This is a genomic window from Undibacterium sp. Ji42W (assembly GCF_049340405.1).
Lineage (GTDB): Bacteria > Pseudomonadota > Gammaproteobacteria > Burkholderiales > Burkholderiaceae_D > Undibacterium.
In genome coordinates this window covers 24,927-44,184 of sequence record NZ_JBMPOV010000022.1, presented here as the reverse complement: position 1 = coordinate 44,184, position 19,258 = coordinate 24,927, and the positions used below count along the sequence as shown (strand labels likewise).

The following is a 19,258-nucleotide window of genomic DNA, read 5'->3' as shown; positions in this document are numbered from 1 at the left end:
GGCCTTAATGAGTAATGCAGCTACGCAGGGTTTGTAGCAAAATCTCTTTGGGTACGGTGGTGATGTGCGCTTGCCCCAGGGGTTTTAACAAGATGAATTTGATTTTGCCGCCTTCATTTTTCTTGTCGACTTCCATCAACTCCAGCCAGCGGTCGTCACCAAGATCAGGCGCTACGGCTGGCAAACCTGCCGCTTCCACCACTTGCTTGATACGAGTCTTGGTCACGTAATCGATATAACCCAGGCGGCAAGATAAATCCGCGGCCATGACCATGCCACAGCCTACTGCTTCGCCATGCAGCCATTTGCCATAGCCCAGGCCAGATTCTATGGCGTGGCCAAAGGTGTGGCCAAAATTCAGGATGGCACGCAAGCCGCCCTCACGCTCGTCCTGACGGACGATATCGGCCTTGATTTCGCAGGAGCGTAAAATCGCATGCGTCAGTGCCTTGGGGTCTTTGGCACGCAGGGCGTCCATATTGGTTTCTATCCAGTCGAAAAACACAGGATCGATGATCGCACCATGCTTGATGACTTCGGCGAGGCCAGCGGAGAGTTCATTATCAGGCAGGCTTTGCAGGCTGCCGATGTCTGCTATCACGGCCTCGGGCTGGTAAAACGCGCCTATCATGTTCTTGCCCAGCGGGTGGTTGATGCCAGTCTTGCCACCAACGGATGAATCAACCTGGGACAGCAAGGTAGTGGGAATCTGCACGAAAGGCACGCCGCGCATATAAGCAGAGGCGGCAAAGCCTGTCATATCACCGATGACACCACCGCCGAGTGCCAGCAAAGTGGTCTTTCTATCGCATTTATGCTCAAGCAGGGCATCAAAAATCAGCATCAGGCTGGCCCAGTTCTTTTGCTCTTCACCATCAGGCAATACCACGGACAATACTTCCTTACCAGCGGCGCGCAGAGAGGCTTCCAGCGTGGCAAGATAAAGCGGAGCAACAACGGTATTGGTGACGATGACAGTTTTCTTGCCCTTGATTTTCGACTGCAGGAACTGGCTATCGGATAACAGGGAAGTACCTATGGCGATGGGATAGCTGCGTTCACCCAGATCCACGTTCAGGAGCGTGGTAGTACTACTGCTGGCGGTGCTTTCTGCTGACATAGTTGTTTTGCTATTGCTAAGTAGAGCGTCAGGAATGTCGAACAATTTTTCCTGCGCTAATTTATCCAGGACGGTTTGCACCAAAAATTGTACATTGGGCCTGCCGGTCTCAATGCTGATGTGGGCAACTTCCTGGTAGAGGGGAGCTCGCTGGGATTCCAGCTCTTCAAGTTTCTTGCGCGGGTCTGCAGTGCGCAAAAGAGGACGGTTCTTGTCGTGACGGGTACGCTGCAGAATGCTGTGTATACCTGCCCGCAAATAAATGACAATGCCGCGTTCATGCAGATATTGACGACTCTCTGCATTCAACACGGCACCACCACCTGTAGCCAGGACTATATTTTCTTGCCTAGTCAGGTCACGGATCACATCCGCCTCCCGCTGTCGAAAACTAGCCTCGCCTTCAATCTCAAAAATCACGGGAATCGAGACACCAGTACGTGCCTCAATTTCGTGATCAGTATCAATAAAACGTTTATTGAGTTTTTTTGCCAGGGCCCGGCCAACCGTGGTTTTGCCGGAGCCCATCAGGCCTACGAGAAAAATATTCTTCAAAACTGTTTACCTGGCTTGTTACTTTTGCTGACCTCCCCCAGACTTTACAGCCCAGGAGAGTATTTCCGGTTCGAAGCAAATAAACTAAGTTTATCAGTGTTTCTTGCTCTTACCAGATATTAACAGCCACCAGTGGTCAGATTCAGTATCCTCATGGTGCTGGTAACAGTTGCATTATTACTGTCTTTGACGGTAATAATAACCGGAGTGTCAGCAGCCACACAACGTGTACCCTGTGTACCCAGGCCTACATTTATGGTACGGCCATTAAACGAGAGCGGGTTCAAAGGATCAGGATTTGTACCAGCAACACTACTCAACAGCGTGTTGTTAGTAAATACCTGGAAAGGAATAGTACCGCCAGAGATGGTCAATGCGATGACACCGTTGTTGGTTTCATTGATGCTCCAGTCTACAGGATTGACACCCAGAGCGGCAGACACTGCGTTGACAACCACTGGCACTGTGAAAACAGTACCTTGCGCATCTGCCACTGTAAGATTAGTGGTGCGTCCGACATTGAGCAAAGCAACAGTGACTGTTCCGGCGCTATTCAGCGTTGCACCACTGACAACCGCCACATTTGTTGGGTTGGTTGAGGTTGTTGTATAAGGTGCACTACCACCAGAAATTGTGATAGCAACTGTATCTCCCACATTGCCAGTAATGGAGATCGGCAACACTGACAAGTTCGCATTTTGACCAGTAACAACCGTAACTGCAACACTAATGGGAGCGCCAACGCTATCAACCAGTCTGACTGTCGCAGTACCTGCGGCAACAGCCGTAATTGTCATCGTGCTGCCAGAAACTACGACAGTCGCAACACGAGTGTCACTACTAGTCGCGAAGTAAGGTGCTGTACCACCACCTACGGCATAGACCGGTGCAGCACCGGGTGCCAGAGAAATCGTCGTAGGTGCAGTACTAAACAAGGCTACAGTCGCACCTGTACCAACGCTGACAGCAATCGTGACAGGGTTCCCTGCCGCATCTTTTACGATGATATTGGCAGAACCGGTTGCAACACCAGTAATGGTGAAATTAGTACCGTTAAGAGTAGCTGTTGCAATCGCAGGATTGCTGCTGCTGATCGAATACGGTGCAGAACCACCACCAATTTGATAAGCAGGACTAGAACCAACAGCGATCGTCACTGCACTAGGTGCGGTTGTGAAAATGGCGTTCACATTACCCGAACCCAAAGTGACATTGATTGGGAGTGTTGCACCTGCCGCATCACGCAATATAACGACAGCCTTACCTGATCCAACGCCAGTCAATATCAAATTATTTCCCGAAGCCGACGCTGTAACAACGGAGGTATTACTACTCGTTGCCGTGTAAGGAGCGCTACCGCCACCCATGACATAAGTGCCACTACCATTGACAGCCAAAGTAATATCGGTAGGCGCAGTCGTATAGAACGCAGCACCAGAACCAATAGTAACGTCTATTGACACATTGGCACCCAGACTATCTTTCACTATGACTGTCGTTTTACCCGCAGAAACACCATTGATAGTAAATTTATTTCCATTGATACCTACGCCAGCAATCTGGGTGTTTCCACTCGTAACTGTGTAGATCTGACTACCGCCACCAATAGTGAATGTCGGGCTGGATGTCCCTATACCAACAGTCAGGATAGCTGGCGCAGAAGTGAACAAATCTGCCGTTGACCCTACTGTCACCTTGATTGTGACATTACCAGATGTTGCATCACGAAGAATTACATTCGCGGTACCAACACCCACGCCAGTAACAGTCAATTTTGTGCCCGAGATATTGGCAGTTGCAACGGCAACATTGCTGCTTCCCACGCTATATGGACCATTACCGCCACCAACTACGTAGGTTACAGCCGAACCAACACCCACATTGATATCAGTGCCAGAGGTAGAAAACAGTGCATCCACCGAACCGACGGTAACCTGGATTGTTACCAGCCCACCGATGGAGTCACGTACACTCACCGTGGCCTTACCACCGCTAACGCCAACTATAATGAAACGGTTACCCGAGACAACGACGTCTGCGATCTGATTATTGCTGGAGCCAACTGTATATGTAAGGCTACCACCACCTATCGTATATTCAGCCGATTGTGCACCGACACCTACTGTCACCGCATCTGGTGCATTAGTAAACAGTGTCAGACCACTACCAATAGTCACTTCGATTGAAACAGAAGCACCCGACGAATCTTTTACCGTCACGGTTGCCGAACCACCACCACCGCCTTTGATGGTCAAGGTCTTGTCAGAAACTGTGACGATAGCAGCACCATTACTACTGTTTGCGGAGTAGCCTGGAACACCCCCACCTATGGTGAAGGTTTGGGTCGCACCTGGCGCTACCGTAATTTTGTCAGCAGCAGTTGTAAACAACTTGGCACCGTTACTGGTATTACCAGCAGAACCTCCGCCACCGCCACAGGCCGTGAGGCCTATCAGTAAGATCAGTGCGAATAAACCGCGTATATACTTCATCATGAAACACCTATATTTTTTACGAATTCAGAAAATCGGTAGCCATTCTATGACACACATCTCAAGCCCAGAACTCTTTATTGTTTGTTGCTAAACTTCTCAGCAACAATCTTGGGAGTAATAAAAATCAGCAATTCAGTTTTGTCATTAGTGCGGCCAGTGGTTTTAAACAAATTGCCAAACAATGGAAGATCGCCAAAGAACGGTACTTTTGTCACACTATCACGCTCGGTTTGCTGGAAGATACCACCCAGTACAACAGTGCCGCCATTTTCTACCAGAACGATGGTTTTCACCTCTTTGGTATCAATCGCAAACCCCGCCCTGGTTTCCTGTCCAACACTATCTTTATGGACGTCAACATCCAGGATGACATTTCCATCAGGCGTAATTTGTGGCGTCACTTCCAGTCGCAAAGTGGCTTTACGGAAGAAGATGGAGGTCGCACCACTTGAAGTAGCAACCTGATATGGCAACTCTGTACCTTGTTCTATCGATGCTTTCAATTGGTCGGCAGTCACAACGCGAGGACTTGACACTATTTTACCCTTACCATCAGCTTCCAGAGCTGACAATTCCAGATTCAGGAAACGGTTGGCAGCAGAGGAGAACAAACTGACAGCCAAACTACCCGGATTCAGGCCATTAATACCTGCCGCAGGCAAGCTAACAAATTGCGTGTTCGGAATAAAACTTTGATCAGTCACTTTTGCTTGCAGAGTTTGCTCACCGACACCAAGGTAGTTACCAGTCAGCGCCACTCGCTGATTTCCAGCGACCTGATAGCCAGCATTTCCGCCTGCGAAGCCCCGCATGTCAATAAAACCCAGTTTAGCTCCAAGATTCTTGCTGAATTTATCATCGGCTTCGACAATACGCGCTTCTATCAATACCTGCCTTGAAGCGATATCGGTTTTGGCAATCAACTTGCGCACCTCTTCCAGTTTGGAAGGAATATCAGTCACAAACAATTGATTGGTACGTGGCTCAATGACTGCACTACCCCGCTTGGACAGAATACGGTTGGTACTGCCGCCATCCACACCAAAAACCTGTTTGAAAGCTTCTGCTTTTTGATAGTTGAGTTGGAAGGATTCAGTTTTTACTGGCTCCAACTCTGCGATTTGCGCTTTTTGCTCAAGTTCAAGTTTTTCTTTGGTCAGCAACTCTTCTTTTGGCGCAATCCAGATGACAGAACCATTCTTGCGCATATCCAATCCCTTGGATTGCATGATGATGTCGAGTGCCTGATCCCAAGGCACGTCCTTCAGACGCAAGGTAATCGTGCCGTTGACTGTATCGCTAGCAATAATATTAAGGCTGCTGACTTCTGCAATGATTTGTAAAATGGCACGTATTTCAATATTCTGGAAGTTGAAAGACAAGCGTTCACCACGGTAGCCTTGTGTACCTTGCGTCAGCTTGTTCGGATCTTCTTTGATCGGTTTGACTTCGACGACAAATTGGGTGTCGCTTTGATAAGCACTATGCTCCCACAATCCGGTCGGCTCAATGACCATACGGACATTTTCACCATTTGGGGTCGTTGTAATCAGTTGCACTGGCGAGCCATAGTCTGCAACGTCAAGGCGACGGCGCAGGGATTCTGGCAAGCTGACCTTGAGGAAATCAACGATGATTTTTTGCCCTTGCTGACGTATATCGACGGCAACTTGATCCACCGGCAAATCAATAACGACACGACCCTCACCTGCCGAACCACGACGGAAATCGATATCACGCAAGGCGCGTTTTCCAACTACCGCTGGCTGCACATTGACTGGCAATCCCAGGGAATTAACCGCGGTCGCAACACCACCAGAAGCATCAATCGTCACAATCAGCGAATTACCGTCAATCGCAGTTGCATAATTAAGTGACTTGTTGAGATTGAAAATCAGGCGCGAACGCCCGGTCGCCTCAATCAGGTTAATCACACGCAAATCGCCCATGTTCATATCGAACGTAGTTTTACCGGTGTTATTACTAACATCTGCAAAATCGATGGCAATCCTGGATGGATTGGCAATAGCAAAACCCAAGGGAAGTTTTTCCAATGGCTTTTTCAAGGTGATCTTGACGATAATGTTTGCACCCTGCTGATTGGCTGTCAGTGACTCTATCGAGTTCGTCTGCGCAAAAGCAGCACTGCAAAAACCTAGCAGCGCAAATAAAATAAATTTAACCAATTTGGCGCCCCTTATACTTGTATTTATCAACGCATTCATTTCTTTGCCTCCTGCAACTCTAACTTGGATTGCCGCTCTGTCCAATCACCCGCCGCATCCTGAACCGTTTCCTTGATTTCGATTTCACTCTCCGAAATTTTTGTAATCATTCCAAAATTCTGACCCAGGTAGGATCCCAGTTTGGCTTGATACACAGTCTTGTCTACTTGTACGAGGGCATAAACCAGCTTGTTTTTTTCTATCGTGCCCACCATCTTCAGACTATCCATAGGAAACGACTCTAACGCCTCCCTTGGTCTGGCCAGGTCAGGTTTGAGGCCATTGCTTGATTCCGCTTTCAGGCGTGCCAGCACAGCAAGCAGTTTGGCGGGGTCAAAGGGCTCGATACTCTCTTTTCCGCTATACGCAAATGGAACATAAACCTTAGGGGGGCTAAGCTTGGGAATAACTGCTTTCGCCTGAGTTTTCTCTGTAGCCATCCAGGCGCGTAATTCAGTTTCCTGACTATCACCGCAAGCAGATAAGGAAAGCGCCAGGAACAAACAAAGCGTCGGCTTAATGACGATGTTCTTCATTTTTTAGGCTCCTTCTTCTTCTTCTCAGCCTGATCGAGAACTTCGTCCCTATTCAAATAACGGAATGTCTTTGCTGTAACGTCAAGCGTCAGATTGCCATCGGTAGTACGGGTAATGTTCAGATTGTTCAGGGTGACAATCCTTGGCAATTTCGCGATATCAGCAACGAATTGTCCGAGGTCGTGATAATTGCCCTGAATTTTGATGGCAATCGGCAGTTCCGCATAATAATCTTTGACTGCTGGCAAGCCGGGCACAAAGGAGTCAAAAGCCAATCCACGCCCCTGACCTGCCTGATTAATATCGGCCAGCAACGCTGCCATCTCTGCCTGGCTAGGCAATTGTCTCTCCATGGTAGCAACATATTGTTGCACCAGCTTGCGTTGTTCTTTCAAGGCATCCAGGTTAATCGCCTGTTGCAGTTTTTGTTTGTATTCGCCCCGGAGCTTGACCTCTTCAGCCTGGCCCGTTTCTATGGCCGTCATCTGGCTATCCCATTGGAAATACCAGCCCAGTGCGACCACCACAATCAAGACACCTAAAGCAGACGCCATGCGGGGTGCAACTGGCCACAAGCCAGGGTGCAGTCCATTCAAGCCTTGAAATTGGGCACTTATAGACTGGCCAACTTCATTCAGATTAATCGCCATTTACAATCTTCCGTTGCATTGCATAAATAATCATACACTAAGGTTTTTTGGCTGCATCGACGGCTGACGAAGCAGGCGCTGGTGCAGCAGCAGCAACAGAACCAGGTGTAGCAGTAGCGGCAGCGGCCGAAGCAGCGGCTTGCGAAGCTGCCTCTTCTCTCTCACGCGGACGCTTGATACCTGCATTCACCTTAAACTCAAATACTTTCTTTGCATCCCTGCCTTGCCCCAAACCGGTTGAGTGAATGTCATTCAGCTCTGGCTTGAACATCCAATCGGATTTATTGCCCAGGTTACGGATAAATTCAGCGACTCGGTCCTGAGATTGCGCATAACCAGCCAGAGTAACCTTCTGACCATCCTGATTCAATTGCTTGAGGTAAACCCCTTCAGGTGTCAACTTGACCAATTCATCAAGCAAATATACAGGCTGATTACGATCTCCCTGCAAATCCTCAACAGCTTGCTGGCGGGCTTTCAACCCGTCAATTTCCTGCCTTAGCGTAGCGATTTCTTTGATGCGATCATCAAGCTGGGCAATCTCTTTCTTGATAAAATCATTTTTATCACTTTGAATTGACAGTTCACGCCCAAAGTAAGCACTCACGGCAACCACCACAAGGGCACCAGCTATTGCGGCCAACAACAACAGACCATAAAAATCGCTTTTGAGCTGCTTGCGTTTTTCTTCCCTGTGCGGCAGGAGATTAATCTTGATCATCAGCCAAATCTCCGTAACGCCAATCCGCAAGCAACCATGTAAGCCGGCGCATCATTGCGTAAAGCTTTTTCATTGACCCCCGACCCCAGTTCCATACCCTTGAACGGGCTGACCACTGCTGTAGAAATCTTGGTACGTTCAGCAATAATATCGACCAGGCCTGGTATCACCGCACAACCACCAGACAGGTAAATCTGATCTACCCGTGTAAAAGGTGTGGAAGTGAAGAAGAACTGTATGGCACGCGTCACTTCCAACGCAGCACTTTCCAGGAAAGGTTCCAGCAATTCCATTTCATAGGTATCAGGCAGATCACCATTTTTCTTTTTCTGCTCTGCTTCTTCTATGGACAAGCCATAATTCCTGACGATATCCTGAGTCAGCTGGGCACCGCCAAACTGCTGCTCACGCTCATAAATGACTTCGCCATTAAGCATGATGAAGATATATGTACGTTTGGACCCTATCTGGAATATTGCGTAAATCTGATCCTTGCCAGCATTTGCCTGCTGATCAACCAGACGTGAAACGGCAGCACGCGCAGCATAGGATTCAATATCCATGACTTTGGCTTGCAACCCCGCTGCCTGTATGATGGCTACGCGATCTTCAATTTTTTCTTTTCTGGACGCAGCGAGCATCACTTCTATATCTTCTTCCGCATTGGCCGCCGGCCCCAGCACACAGAAATCCAGGCTGACTTCATCCATGGAGAAAGGTATGTACTGACTTGCCTCTGACTCTACCTGCACTTCAAGTGCCTGTTCAGTCAGGGTACCGGCGAGTATAATTTTTTTTGTAATGACGGCAGATGCCGGCATTGCCATTGCTACGTTTTTTGCCGAGGTTCCGCTTTTCTTCACGAGTTTGCGGACTGCCTCGGTCACTTGTTCAATATTCTCGATATTGCCATCCAGCACCGCGCCTTTGGGCAGTGGTTCTGAGGCATAGCGCTCAAGTCGATACGACTTGTTGCTTCCTTCCGAAAGTTCAACAAGCTTGATATCGAGAGAACTGATATCCAGACCAAATAGTGGCGGATTTTTTCTGCCGAGCAACGAAGCCAGATCTAAAGCCAAGAATATCCCCTCACGATTACATCATCATTTCAATTTACACAAAATTACATGTGCGAAACATTATATTGCCAAAAGTAAATTGCCTTTAAAAACCGCTATTTACAAGACAATTATCCAAGCTTACATGAAATCCTAGCAATAAGACTGGCATTGGTAAAGCAATTTCCGCGCAGCACTACCCTTATGCGTTGCCAAATATCCACGTACATTCCGAATATTCTGAAAATTTGCTTACAAATCCGCTTATCTGCTGACAGTCTAATGCTCACCGAAGACAGCTATAATGTGCGCTGCCTTATTTACAATTAGCCCCTATGTCAGAGCAAAATAAAGAACCCGACAATCAACCTGAGCCACAAAAGCGCAGTGCTGGAAAGCTTTTCGCCCGCATTGTACTCGGAACTGCGGGTGTTTTATTCGGATTAGTTGTAGCAGGAGTATTAATTATTGGTTTTGCACTTACAATGGCTTATCCAAATCTGCCCGAACTGGATTCCATTACCAGCTATAAACCCAAAATGCCGCTGCGGGTTTTCTCGGCTGACAATATGCTCATTGCTGAATTTGGTGAAGAGCGACGCAATGTCGTGCGCTTCAAAGATATCCCGGAGATCATGAAAAAAGCCGTGCTGGCCATTGAGGATGACCGTTTCTACGAGCATGGTGGGGTTGATTACCAGGGTATTACAAGGGCAACAATACATAATCTGACTGGCGGTGCCAAACAGGGTGCATCTACTATTACCCAGCAGGTTGCGAGGAATTTCTTTTTATCCAGCGAGCAAACCTTCAAGCGCAAGATTTATGAAATCCTGCTGGCCTGGAAGATAGAACAAAATCTGAGCAAAGATCAGATTCTGGAAATCTATATGAATCAGATTTATCTGGGACAGCGCGCTTATGGATTTTCTTCCGCCGCACAAATCTATTTCGGCAAAGACCTGAAAGACGTCAGCATTGCCGAAGCGGCCATGCTGGCTGGCTTGCCAAAAGCACCATCTGCCTACAATCCGGTCGCCAACCCAAAACGCGCGACTGTCAGGCAGCAATACATCTTGCAACGAATGCGCAATCTTGGCTACATCACCGAAGCGCAATACGAACAAGCCAAGAATGAAGAACTGATCACCAAAACCAATAGCAATGAATTTGGTATCCATGCCGAATATGTTGCAGAAATGGCGCGTCAACTGGTGTACGAGCAATTCAAGGAAGAAACCTACACCCGTGGCCTGAATGTTTACACCACCATCACCAAGACAGACCAGGATACGGCCTACCTGTCTTTACGCCGTGGTGTCATGGATTACGAAAAACGTCATGGCTATCGGGGACCGGAAGCCATCATCACCATACCAGAAGGCAAGGAAGCCGCCGAAGACGCCATAGAGAAGGAACTGGCTGAACATACCGACAGCGATGATTTGCAAGTCGCCATGGTGCTGGAAGCCGCACCTAAACTGGTACGGGCAGTGCTGTCATCAGGAGAAGAAATCCGCATAGAAGATACCGGCCTCACTTTCGCCGCCAGCGGCCTGTCGCCCAAAACACCGGCTAACAAGCGTATACAGCGCGGTGCCGTAATACGTGTGGTACTGGAAGGCAAGAGCTGGAGCATTACTCAGATGCCTGAGGTGCAATCGGCCTTTGTTGCGGCGAATACCACCGATGGAGCGATCCGCGCCCTGGTCGGTGGTTTTGACTACAACCTGAATAAATTCAACCATGTGACCCAGGCATGGCGCCAGCCTGGTTCCAGTTTCAAGCCCTTTATTTATTCGGCATCGCTGGAAAAAGGCCTCTCGCCATCCACCATCATCAATGATGAGCCGATCAGCTTTGATGCAGGACAAACGGGTGGCCAGGCTTGGGAACCCAAGAATTATGATGGCAAGTATGAAGGCCCGATGACCATGCGCCGTGGCCTGACCAAATCCAAGAACATGATTTCCATCCGCATCCTGCACAAGATAGGGGCGAAATATGGGCAGGAATATACTAGCCGCTTTGGCTTTTTGCCGGAAAAGAACCCGCCTTACCTGACACTGGCACTGGGTGCTGGCGCTGTCACTCCTTTGCAAATGGCTGGCGCCTATGCTGTGTTTGCAAATGGTGGCTACAAGGTTAACCCTTACCTGATTTCCAAGATTACCGACAGCTATGGCCAGGTATTGGTGCAGACCAAACCTGACATGGCGGGCAATGAAGCCAATCGCGTCATTGATGAACGCAATGCCTTCCTGATGGACAGCATGATGCGCGACGTTGTCAAAATGGGTACGGCAACCAAGGCATTGATCTTGAAGCGTCCGGATATTGCCGGCAAGACAGGCACCACCAATGATTCTTTTGATGCCTGGTTTGCCGGTTATCAATCCAAAGTCGTCGGCATTGCGTGGATAGGTTTTGACCAGCCAAGAAACTTGGGCAATAAGGAAACTGGTGGTGGCCTGGCCCTGCCTATCTGGATAGGCTATATGCAAAAAATCCTGAAAGAATTCCCGATAGAAGAAAGGCCAGTGCCAAAAGGCATTATTGCTGCTGACGGCGATTATTATTACGCTGAAAACCCGCCAGGAGCTGGCGTGACTACCCTGGCACCACCGATGAGTATCATAGAAGAGTAGTTATAAAGCGCTGTTCAGTGACCTTGTTCTTGCGCCACGCGGGACAAGGTTGCAAACAATTCTGAGCCATCACGGGTATTGAGCCAGTGCTGGCCATCGTATTTATAGTGGAAACCACCGCTGCGTGCCGCCACCCACATCTCCTGCATTGGTGCCTGGCTGTTGACGATGATTTTTGAGTTGGTATCGATAAATTCCACTGTCAGCACATTGCCGCTACGGCTGCACTCAACATCGTACTCATCGTTTTCAAAGGCTTGCTCAAATAATTCCTCGACTTGCTGCAAGCAAGTGTCTGCCAGTACCAGGAATTCAGATTCAGTCATGCTACACTCCAGCGTCTTTACATGTAAAAACGCCATTCTATACGGTGTTCAGGGAATACAAGATGCGTAAACTGATTAGCCTATTTTTCATCATGTCTTTATTGACGGCTTGCGGCCAGAAGGGCCCGTTGGTCATGCCAGCCAAGCCTGCTCCGGCAACACCTGCCAGCACAGCACCTCAACCCTGAGTATTTCCCGCTGACGCCTCCAGGCATAAAGCAATGGCGTCAGCCTGCGCAGGATGGCAGCCTTGCCCCTTGGTAAAGAGCTGTGATACACGCCATATCCCGTGCACGGTCACCTGTCACGGCCAGATAGTCAACCAGCGAGACTTCACGTTTGGCAAAATCAAAATAGACACAACCTAGCGGCACATTTGCCGTGGTAGCAATATGATAAAAGCCACTGCGCCAATAAGGCTTCTTGCTAGGTGTCCTTCCGGCGTAATCGCCAGCCAAACAGATAAAGGATGCTAATTGCGACACGCTGTGTTAGCGAAGCAGCCTTTTTCTTTTTCGGTAAATAGTCGTCCATGTTTTACACGCATGAAAGGGTCTCTGCCCGCATTCTTCAAAAACGCGATTTTGCCGCGAAGAAATATGCGCTGCAAAACAGGATCAATAAGCGCCCGCAACATGGCAACTTAAATTGCGGCTAAATCTCAAGGCTTGGTGGCAACAACTGAAGCGCGGTCAGACCAGCGCCACCACAAACGTATCATGAGCAAAGCAGCAACGAGGATGCCAAACAATACCGGTTGGGAAAAATCATGCTTGCCCGCCTTCATCCAGAAGTAATGCAGCACCCCAAGCGGGACGATCAAATAGATCAAACGATGCAGCCACTGCCAGCGCTTGCCGCCCAGGCGTTTGATCATGCCATTGGTACTGGTCGCAGCCAAGGGGATCAGCAAGACAAAGGCAATGAAACCAACGGTGATAAAGGGGCGCTTGATGACATCCTTCCACATTTCTGCCATATCAAAGAAATGGTCAAACCAGAGGAAAGTCATGAAATGCAGGAAAGCATAAAAGAAGGCATAGACGCCCAGCATGCGACGGCAACGCAGTAGCCACGGCATGTGCAACAGCTTGCGCAGCGGTGTCACGGCCAACGTCATGCACAGGAAATACAGGGTCCAGTCACCTGTATTACGGGTGATGAATTCAACCGGGTTCGCTCCCAGCTTATCCAGGAATACAAAACTGACCAGCCGGATAAACGGCAACAATGCCAGGATAAACAAGACTATCTTGAACTGGGAAACCTGCTTATTGGTGAGCAACATGAGTGCGTCTATCCTAGAAAAACTTCTTCAAGTCCATGCCTGTATAGAGTGATGCCACTTCGCTATAACCATTGAACATCAGGGTTTTGCGCTTGCGGGCAAACAGACCATCTTCACCGATACGGCGCTCAGTCGCCTGCGACCAGCGCGGGTGATCAACGTCAGGGTTCACATTCGAATAGAAACCATATTCATTGGCTGCCGCCAGGTTCCAGGCTGTGCGTGGCTGCTCCTTGACGAAGCGTATCTTGACGATGGATTTGGCAGATTTAAAACCATACTTCCATGGCAAGACCATGCGTACCGGTGCACCATTCTGATTGGGCAAGACTTCGCCATACATGCCAAAGGCCAGTAATGCCAGCGGATGATTTGCCTCGTCCATGCGCAAACCTTCTACATAAGGCCATTGCAGCACAGGGCTACGCAAGCCTGGCATTTGCTTCTTGTCATCAAGTGTGACGAATTCTATGTATTTGGCATTACCTGTAGGTTCAACTTTTTTGATCAGGTTGGAGAGCGAATAACCTGCCCAAGGTATCACCATGGACCAGCCTTCAACACAGCGCAGGCGATAAATACGTTCTTCCATTGGCGCCAGTTTCATCAGGCTGTCCAGGTCCAGCGTCATGGGCTTCTTGACTTCGCCTTCTATGCTGACAGACCAGGGGCGCGGCTTGAGTGTGTGAGCAGTCACTGCCGGGTCGGCCTTGTCGGTCCCGAACTCATAGAAATTATTGTAGGTGGTTGCGTCCTTGTAGGCGGTATGCTTTTCCATCAGCGCATAGGCAGAATTCGGATTTGCGGCCAGTTTTTGCGCGCCAGGGTTCTGGGCAAAAGCACTGCGGTTGGCCATTTCAAACAAGGCTGTACCAGCAATGGAACCCAGCGCCATCTTGCGGATAAAATCACGACGCGCCTCAAACACGGCGCGCGGGGTGATTTCAGAAGAGAAAGGCAAGTCTATGCCATTAGGACTACGTTTGATCAGCATGGTGGACTCCGTGGTTGAGTATGGCGCAACAGCGATTAGACATCGCTATTACGCCCTAGTTTCTCATGAGTCGGAGTTTCCTGCCAATCCTTACAAATGAAGGGATATATTTATAGCTTGCCGTAAGAATGCAGGCCTGACAAGAACATGTTCACGCCCAGGAAAGCGAAGGTAGTCACCAACAAACCTACCAAAGCCCACCAGGCAGCAACCTGACCGCGCAGACCTTTCATGAGGCGCATATGCAGCCAGGCGGCATAGTTAAGCCAGACGATCAGCGCCCAGGTTTCTTTCGGGTCCCATGACCAGTAGCCACCCCAGGCATCGGCAGCCCACAAGGCACCAAGGATAGTCGCAATCGTAAAGAAGGCAAAGCCGACGGCAATCGCCTTGTACATGACATCATCGAGCACTTCCAGCGTTGGCAGGCGATCAACCAGATAGCCTTTGGACTTGAGCAAATAGGCAATCGACACCATCGCAGCCAGGGAGAATGTGCCGTAACCGATAAAATTGGCTGGCACATGTATCTTCATCCACCAGCTTTGCAAGGCTGGCAACAAAGGTTGAATCTCTGCAGCTTCACGGCTGAACATATACCACAGCAAAAAGGCAACTGCGGCGGTAATCACCAACATCACGAAAGGTCCCAGCTGGCGGGTACGGTATTGCTGCTCGTAGTACAAATAGAACAATGCCGTAATCATGGCAAACAGGATAAACACTTCATACAGGTTGGATACAGGGATATGGCCGACATCCACACCGATCAGATAAGACTCATACCAGCGCACCAGCATGCCGGTAAAACCCATGACGACAGCAGACCAGCACAGAACCGAACCGACAGAAGCACCAAAATCAGAACGCGCGATCAGGCCGCCCCAGTAAAACAGGGTGGAAAGCACAAACAGCACGCTCATCCACAAAATGGCAGACTGGCTCGACAGCAGGTATTTCAGGAAGAACTTCTTGTTCGCCATGTCCAGCGAGCCACCATACATCTGTATCGCCAGCAGGCTCAAGGCCGCCAGTATCACCAGCAGCATACGTATCGGCTTCCAGTGCCAGCCCAGCCAGGCAAAGGTGGGGGCAGCGAGGACGACTATGCCTTTTTCATAGACATCCATGTAGGCGCCAAAACGGTTCAGAGCAAACAAGGATGCCATGCACAAAGCCACAGCATACAGCCAGTCAGCGATCGACAGGCGCTTAAAGAATCCCTGATAGGGTGTGTAATGCTGCGTGATTTCCATCATATTTCCCCAGATGCCAGGCCACCAGGCCCTATGCTTCATAGTGTAGTCGATTAAGCTGCGTTTCGTGGTTTCCAGACTTGCATCTATTAGCCAGTCTGGCTAGTCAGTTGATGTAAATGCAATTTCAACTGTTCAAATTCTTTTTCAAAGTCCAGCGTTTTTCTTTGCGAACTCAGGGCCATGAGAGTATGCGCACCCGCCCCCGCATCCCTGACCCAGACCCAAAGGCGGCGCTCGCGGATATAGAACATGGAAAACACACCAAGCACGAGAAGCAGGCTACCCAAATACACGATATTTTTACCGGGCGAACGGGTGATTTGCAAGACAGTTGCCTTGACCTCCTCAAAGCCCGTAAGTTGCAAATAAACTGGTGCTCCGTAAAATCCCGCATCAGAAATTGAGCCTATCGCCAGTTGCAGGAAGCGGTCATGCTTTTCGTCATGTGCCAGCACAGGCAATCCATCTTTTTCGCGGGCAACCATCCATAACTCCCACATACTGCTGTTCAAGATGCTGATCAGGTTTGCAGCAAGCTTGGCCTGTTCAGCCTGAGGGGCTTTTTCCAGCTTTTTGGAAATGGCAGAAAATCCAGATGAATTTCCGTCACCCGCAAAAACTTCCAGACTGATCTTGGACGAAGTTGCCCATACGGCCTTTCTGTCTGCATCGCCTCCCTGGTTTAACTTCATCGCGTGCTCAGCAAAGCGTGTGGCGGCCAAGGCACGCAGTTCAGGGTTTTGTACCGCCGCGCGCAAACGCATCCACTCCCTGATACTGTCTTCATCGTCTGCAGGTATACGCAGGTAGCGGAAAGCCTCATTTGGAGCGTCACGCGTGCCCGACAGTATCATATAGTCGCCATCAATCAGGATGGGCTGCATGTAGTTATGGAACTCCCTCGCCTGACCAGTCTTGTCGCGCAATTTGTATTGCACACTGGGCCCGACGTTTTTAAAGTCTTTGCTATCTGCATTCTTTGCAGCCGATCCCAGATGCTTGTCGAGCTTGGCCATGATTTTTTCATTCAGGCTCTGGTCGGGATTAGCTGTCTTGGCTGGATTAGCATCACCGCCGTTAGCTACCATGTTTTCAACATTGAACGGCCGGAAGTCTGACCACTCTATCGTAAAGTCATTATCATTCCCCAGGGCAAGAGGGGTACTTTCCTTCATGATTCCGCTCATTTCCTGGGTGGTGGTATCCGGCCCCAGCATAGGATATGACTTGATCTTTAAACGGGTACCGCCATCTTCAAAGCTCGATTGATAAATGGCAATTCCCTTGTAATTCAAAGGTTCATTGACCTTGATGAGCGCAGAAAAAGTCTTGCCAGTCTCGTGATCAATCACTTCCACATCACTGGAGTACAGCTTGGGCATGCCCTTGGAATAAAAGTCGATCGTAAATTTTTTCACCTTGATGGTGAAAGGCAAGTCTTGAATCAGGACGCCGTCCGCTTGCGGCAAAATGGCTGTGCTGCTACTGGCACCCTCCGGGATCATGGCATTGCCACGGAAAGTGGGATTGGCCAGGGACAACCGGTGTTGTTCAGGTATCTTGGAAATGAGGCCAGCACCGTCATAGGCAACCTTGCCCATGAACCATTTCTGAAAGCGTATTGGCAATTCGGAGTCGAGCAAACCACCTATGCAGATGATGACTATGGCACTGTGGGCAAAGATATAACCCCATTTATTGGCCGCGCCCTGCTTGGCGGCGATCAGGGTTGCGCCTTCTTTTTCAACCAATTTGAAACGATAACCGACACGCGCCAGATGGGCCAATATCTGCTCAGTCACTTTACCCCGGCCATTGCTGCTTTGCCACTCGGAACGATGATGGAAATTACGCAAGGATTGTTCACGTACATTATCGCGCCAGCTCCGCATATCCTTGATCATCTTCGGTGCATTGCGTACTAAGCACAATGAAGTCGAGATAACCAGGAAAGTCATGATGAGCAAGAACCACCAGGCGGAATACACTGCATACAGACTGAGTTTGCTGTAAATCTCAAACCAGAACGGGCCAAACTTGTTCACATAGTTAGGCATGGGGTCATTTTGCACGAGCACCGTCCCTATGACCGAGGCAATCGCGATCAGTGTCAACAAGCTGATGGCAAAACGCATGGAAGACAGCAACTCCACTGCGTCTGCCAGCCAGGCGCGCCGGGTTTGCAGCTGTATGCCGCCAGTATCTGCAGGCTGATCGCCTTCTATCTTGTTTTCCATACTCTCTGCTTATTACTTGGGATATGACAGATGATGCTTGCGCAAAATGATTGCTGCAGATGTTAAAAGAAACATCCTTGCCAGGACGTGTTTTATATCAATATCCGGGCGCAACGAATAGTACACGCTTCATAAAAACCTGGCTCATTACATGTAATGGCCCTACACAGACATCCATCATGAAAAAAGGGGATGGCTATTGCCACCCCCTCCTCGAATACTTTACTTGATATATTACTTCAGACCAGCAACGTAGTCTGCAACAGCCTTCATTTCGTCTTCAGACATTTTCTTGGCTATCGTCATCATCTGCGCACTGTTTTGACGGGCACCGGTGATTTTTGCGCCATCCTTGCGGGAACCATTCTGGAAACCTGTCAGCTGGGCAATCGTGTAGTCCTGATGTTGGCCTGCAATGCGTGGGAATTGTGCAGGAATACCAGCACCATTCGGGCTATGACAGCCAGCACAGGCAGGAACGTTTTTCTCAGCGATACCACCACGATAGATTTGCTTGCCCAGTTCAACGATATCTTTGTTTTTTGCTGTACCTGGTTTAGATTTTTGTGCTGACAAATAAGCTGCAACGTTTTTCATGTCATCTGCAGTCATGGCCTTGGCAAAGGTGGTCATGATGGCATTTTTGCGTGTATCACCAGTAAAATCGGTCAGTTGCTTGACCAGATAAGCCTCATGCTGGGCAGACAGTTTAGGATTGGCAGCAATGGTGGAATTACCGGCTGCACCGTGGCAGGATACGCATGCAGTAATGCCGCGGGTGGCATCGCCATTGCTATACAGTGCTTCACCTTTGACTGGATCAGCCTTGGCTGGCTTGGCTACTTCATTAGCATGGACCGAAGAGGCAAAAGACGATACCGCCAGGATTGCGACGCTGATGGACTTGGACAACGATAAAAAAGCACGGTTCATTCAAACACCCTGAGACTAAATAATAGAAATCTGCCCTAATGGCGACGTATTGCAGCGAGTTGATACGTAAAAGGCACTTTTTTGCAACGAAATACGTACAAAACCGGTATATGGACATGGTTTTAATCGCTGCCCAAGACCTAACCCCTTATTGTACAATAGCTTTCGGGCGTTTTTACTGCCTTATGTTGCATTTTTCCATTATTCCTTTCC

General features: G+C 49.1%; 16 protein-coding genes. 2 read left to right on the top strand and 14 right to left on the bottom strand.

Translation table 11 applies throughout. The annotated features are described in order from the left end of the window. Positions 1 to 4: 4 nt before the first annotated feature. The 7 genes from aroKB to ACO0LG_RS28785 all read right to left on the bottom strand — a co-directional run bounded on the left by aroKB (position 5) and on the right by ACO0LG_RS28785 (position 9,381). Entirely contained in the window at positions 5 to 1,648 is a 1,644-nt protein-coding gene (gene aroKB, locus ACO0LG_RS28815; protein ID WP_423031944.1) for a bifunctional shikimate kinase/3-dehydroquinate synthase AroKB, read from the bottom strand. A 146-nt stretch (positions 1,649 to 1,794) separates the two neighbouring features. Then, complete coding sequence (locus tag ACO0LG_RS28810) at positions 1,795 to 4,167, bottom strand: beta strand repeat-containing protein (RefSeq protein WP_423031929.1); 2,373 nt, start codon at positions 4,165 to 4,167, stop codon at positions 1,795 to 1,797. Between the two features lie 77 nt (positions 4,168 to 4,244). Further along, positions 4,245 to 6,395, bottom strand: coding sequence for a type IV pilus secretin PilQ (pilQ, locus tag ACO0LG_RS28805; RefSeq protein ID WP_423031927.1), 2,151 nt, complete (start codon positions 6,393 to 6,395; stop codon positions 4,245 to 4,247). Next, on the bottom strand, positions 6,392 to 6,931 hold the full coding sequence (locus tag ACO0LG_RS28800; protein WP_423031925.1) for a pilus assembly protein PilP: 540 nt from the start codon (positions 6,929 to 6,931) through the stop codon (positions 6,392 to 6,394). The genes pilQ and ACO0LG_RS28800 overlap by 4 nt, the downstream gene beginning before the upstream one ends. Then, complete coding sequence (locus tag ACO0LG_RS28795; protein ID WP_423031923.1) at positions 6,928 to 7,581, bottom strand: type 4a pilus biogenesis protein PilO; 654 nt, start codon at positions 7,579 to 7,581, stop codon at positions 6,928 to 6,930. Before ACO0LG_RS28795 ends, ACO0LG_RS28800 begins: the two co-directional genes overlap by 4 nt. Positions 7,582 to 7,618: 37 nt before the next feature. Then, the gene (locus ACO0LG_RS28790) at positions 7,619 to 8,302 is read right to left on the bottom strand and encodes a PilN domain-containing protein (protein WP_423031921.1); all 684 of its coding nucleotides are present in this window, start codon (positions 8,300 to 8,302) and stop codon (positions 7,619 to 7,621) included. Next, complete coding sequence (locus ACO0LG_RS28785; protein WP_423031919.1) at positions 8,302 to 9,381, bottom strand: pilus assembly protein PilM; 1,080 nt, start codon at positions 9,379 to 9,381, stop codon at positions 8,302 to 8,304. The genes ACO0LG_RS28790 and ACO0LG_RS28785 overlap by 1 nt, the downstream gene beginning before the upstream one ends. A gap of 464 nt (positions 9,382 to 9,845) precedes the next feature. Between ACO0LG_RS28785 and ACO0LG_RS28780 the strand changes: the two genes are divergently transcribed. After that, complete coding sequence (locus ACO0LG_RS28780; protein ID WP_423031917.1) at positions 9,846 to 12,008, top strand: penicillin-binding protein 1A; 2,163 nt, start codon at positions 9,846 to 9,848, stop codon at positions 12,006 to 12,008. A 14-nt stretch (positions 12,009 to 12,022) separates the two neighbouring features. Here ACO0LG_RS28780 and cyaY read toward each other — a convergent pair whose 3' ends face one another. After that, positions 12,023 to 12,334, bottom strand: coding sequence for an iron donor protein CyaY (gene cyaY, locus ACO0LG_RS28775; protein ID WP_423031915.1), 312 nt, complete (start codon positions 12,332 to 12,334; stop codon positions 12,023 to 12,025). 62 nt (positions 12,335 to 12,396) lie between these two features. On the opposite strand from cyaY, the gene lptM reads away from it, so the two are divergent. Then, the gene (gene lptM, locus ACO0LG_RS28770; RefSeq protein ID WP_423031913.1) at positions 12,397 to 12,522 is read left to right on the top strand and encodes an LPS translocon maturation chaperone LptM; all 126 of its coding nucleotides are present in this window, start codon (positions 12,397 to 12,399) and stop codon (positions 12,520 to 12,522) included. Between the two features lie 39 nt (positions 12,523 to 12,561). Here lptM and ACO0LG_RS28765 read toward each other — a convergent pair whose 3' ends face one another. The 6 genes from ACO0LG_RS28765 to ACO0LG_RS28740 all read right to left on the bottom strand — a co-directional run bounded on the left by ACO0LG_RS28765 (position 12,562) and on the right by ACO0LG_RS28740 (position 19,045). Further along, positions 12,562 to 12,819, bottom strand: coding sequence for a hypothetical protein (locus ACO0LG_RS28765; protein WP_423031911.1), 258 nt, complete (start codon positions 12,817 to 12,819; stop codon positions 12,562 to 12,564). 176 nt (positions 12,820 to 12,995) lie between these two features. Then, a complete protein-coding gene (locus ACO0LG_RS28760; protein WP_423031909.1) occupies positions 12,996 to 13,622 on the bottom strand; it encodes a sulfite oxidase heme-binding subunit YedZ in 627 nt (208 codons plus the stop codon). A gap of 13 nt (positions 13,623 to 13,635) precedes the next feature. Next, on the bottom strand, positions 13,636 to 14,616 hold the full coding sequence (msrP, locus tag ACO0LG_RS28755; protein WP_423031907.1) for a protein-methionine-sulfoxide reductase catalytic subunit MsrP: 981 nt from the start codon (positions 14,614 to 14,616) through the stop codon (positions 13,636 to 13,638). Between the two features lie 110 nt (positions 14,617 to 14,726). Further along, on the bottom strand, positions 14,727 to 15,875 hold the full coding sequence (gene ccsB, locus ACO0LG_RS28750) for a c-type cytochrome biogenesis protein CcsB (RefSeq protein WP_423031905.1): 1,149 nt from the start codon (positions 15,873 to 15,875) through the stop codon (positions 14,727 to 14,729). 86 nt (positions 15,876 to 15,961) lie between these two features. Continuing rightward, complete coding sequence (locus tag ACO0LG_RS28745) at positions 15,962 to 18,112, bottom strand: cytochrome c biogenesis protein ResB (RefSeq protein WP_423031903.1); 2,151 nt, start codon at positions 18,110 to 18,112, stop codon at positions 15,962 to 15,964. 234 nt (positions 18,113 to 18,346) lie between these two features. Then, positions 18,347 to 19,045, bottom strand: a complete 699-nt coding sequence (locus ACO0LG_RS28740; protein ID WP_423031901.1) for a c-type cytochrome — start codon at positions 19,043 to 19,045, stop codon at positions 18,347 to 18,349. Positions 19,046 to 19,258: the final 213 nt, after the last annotated feature.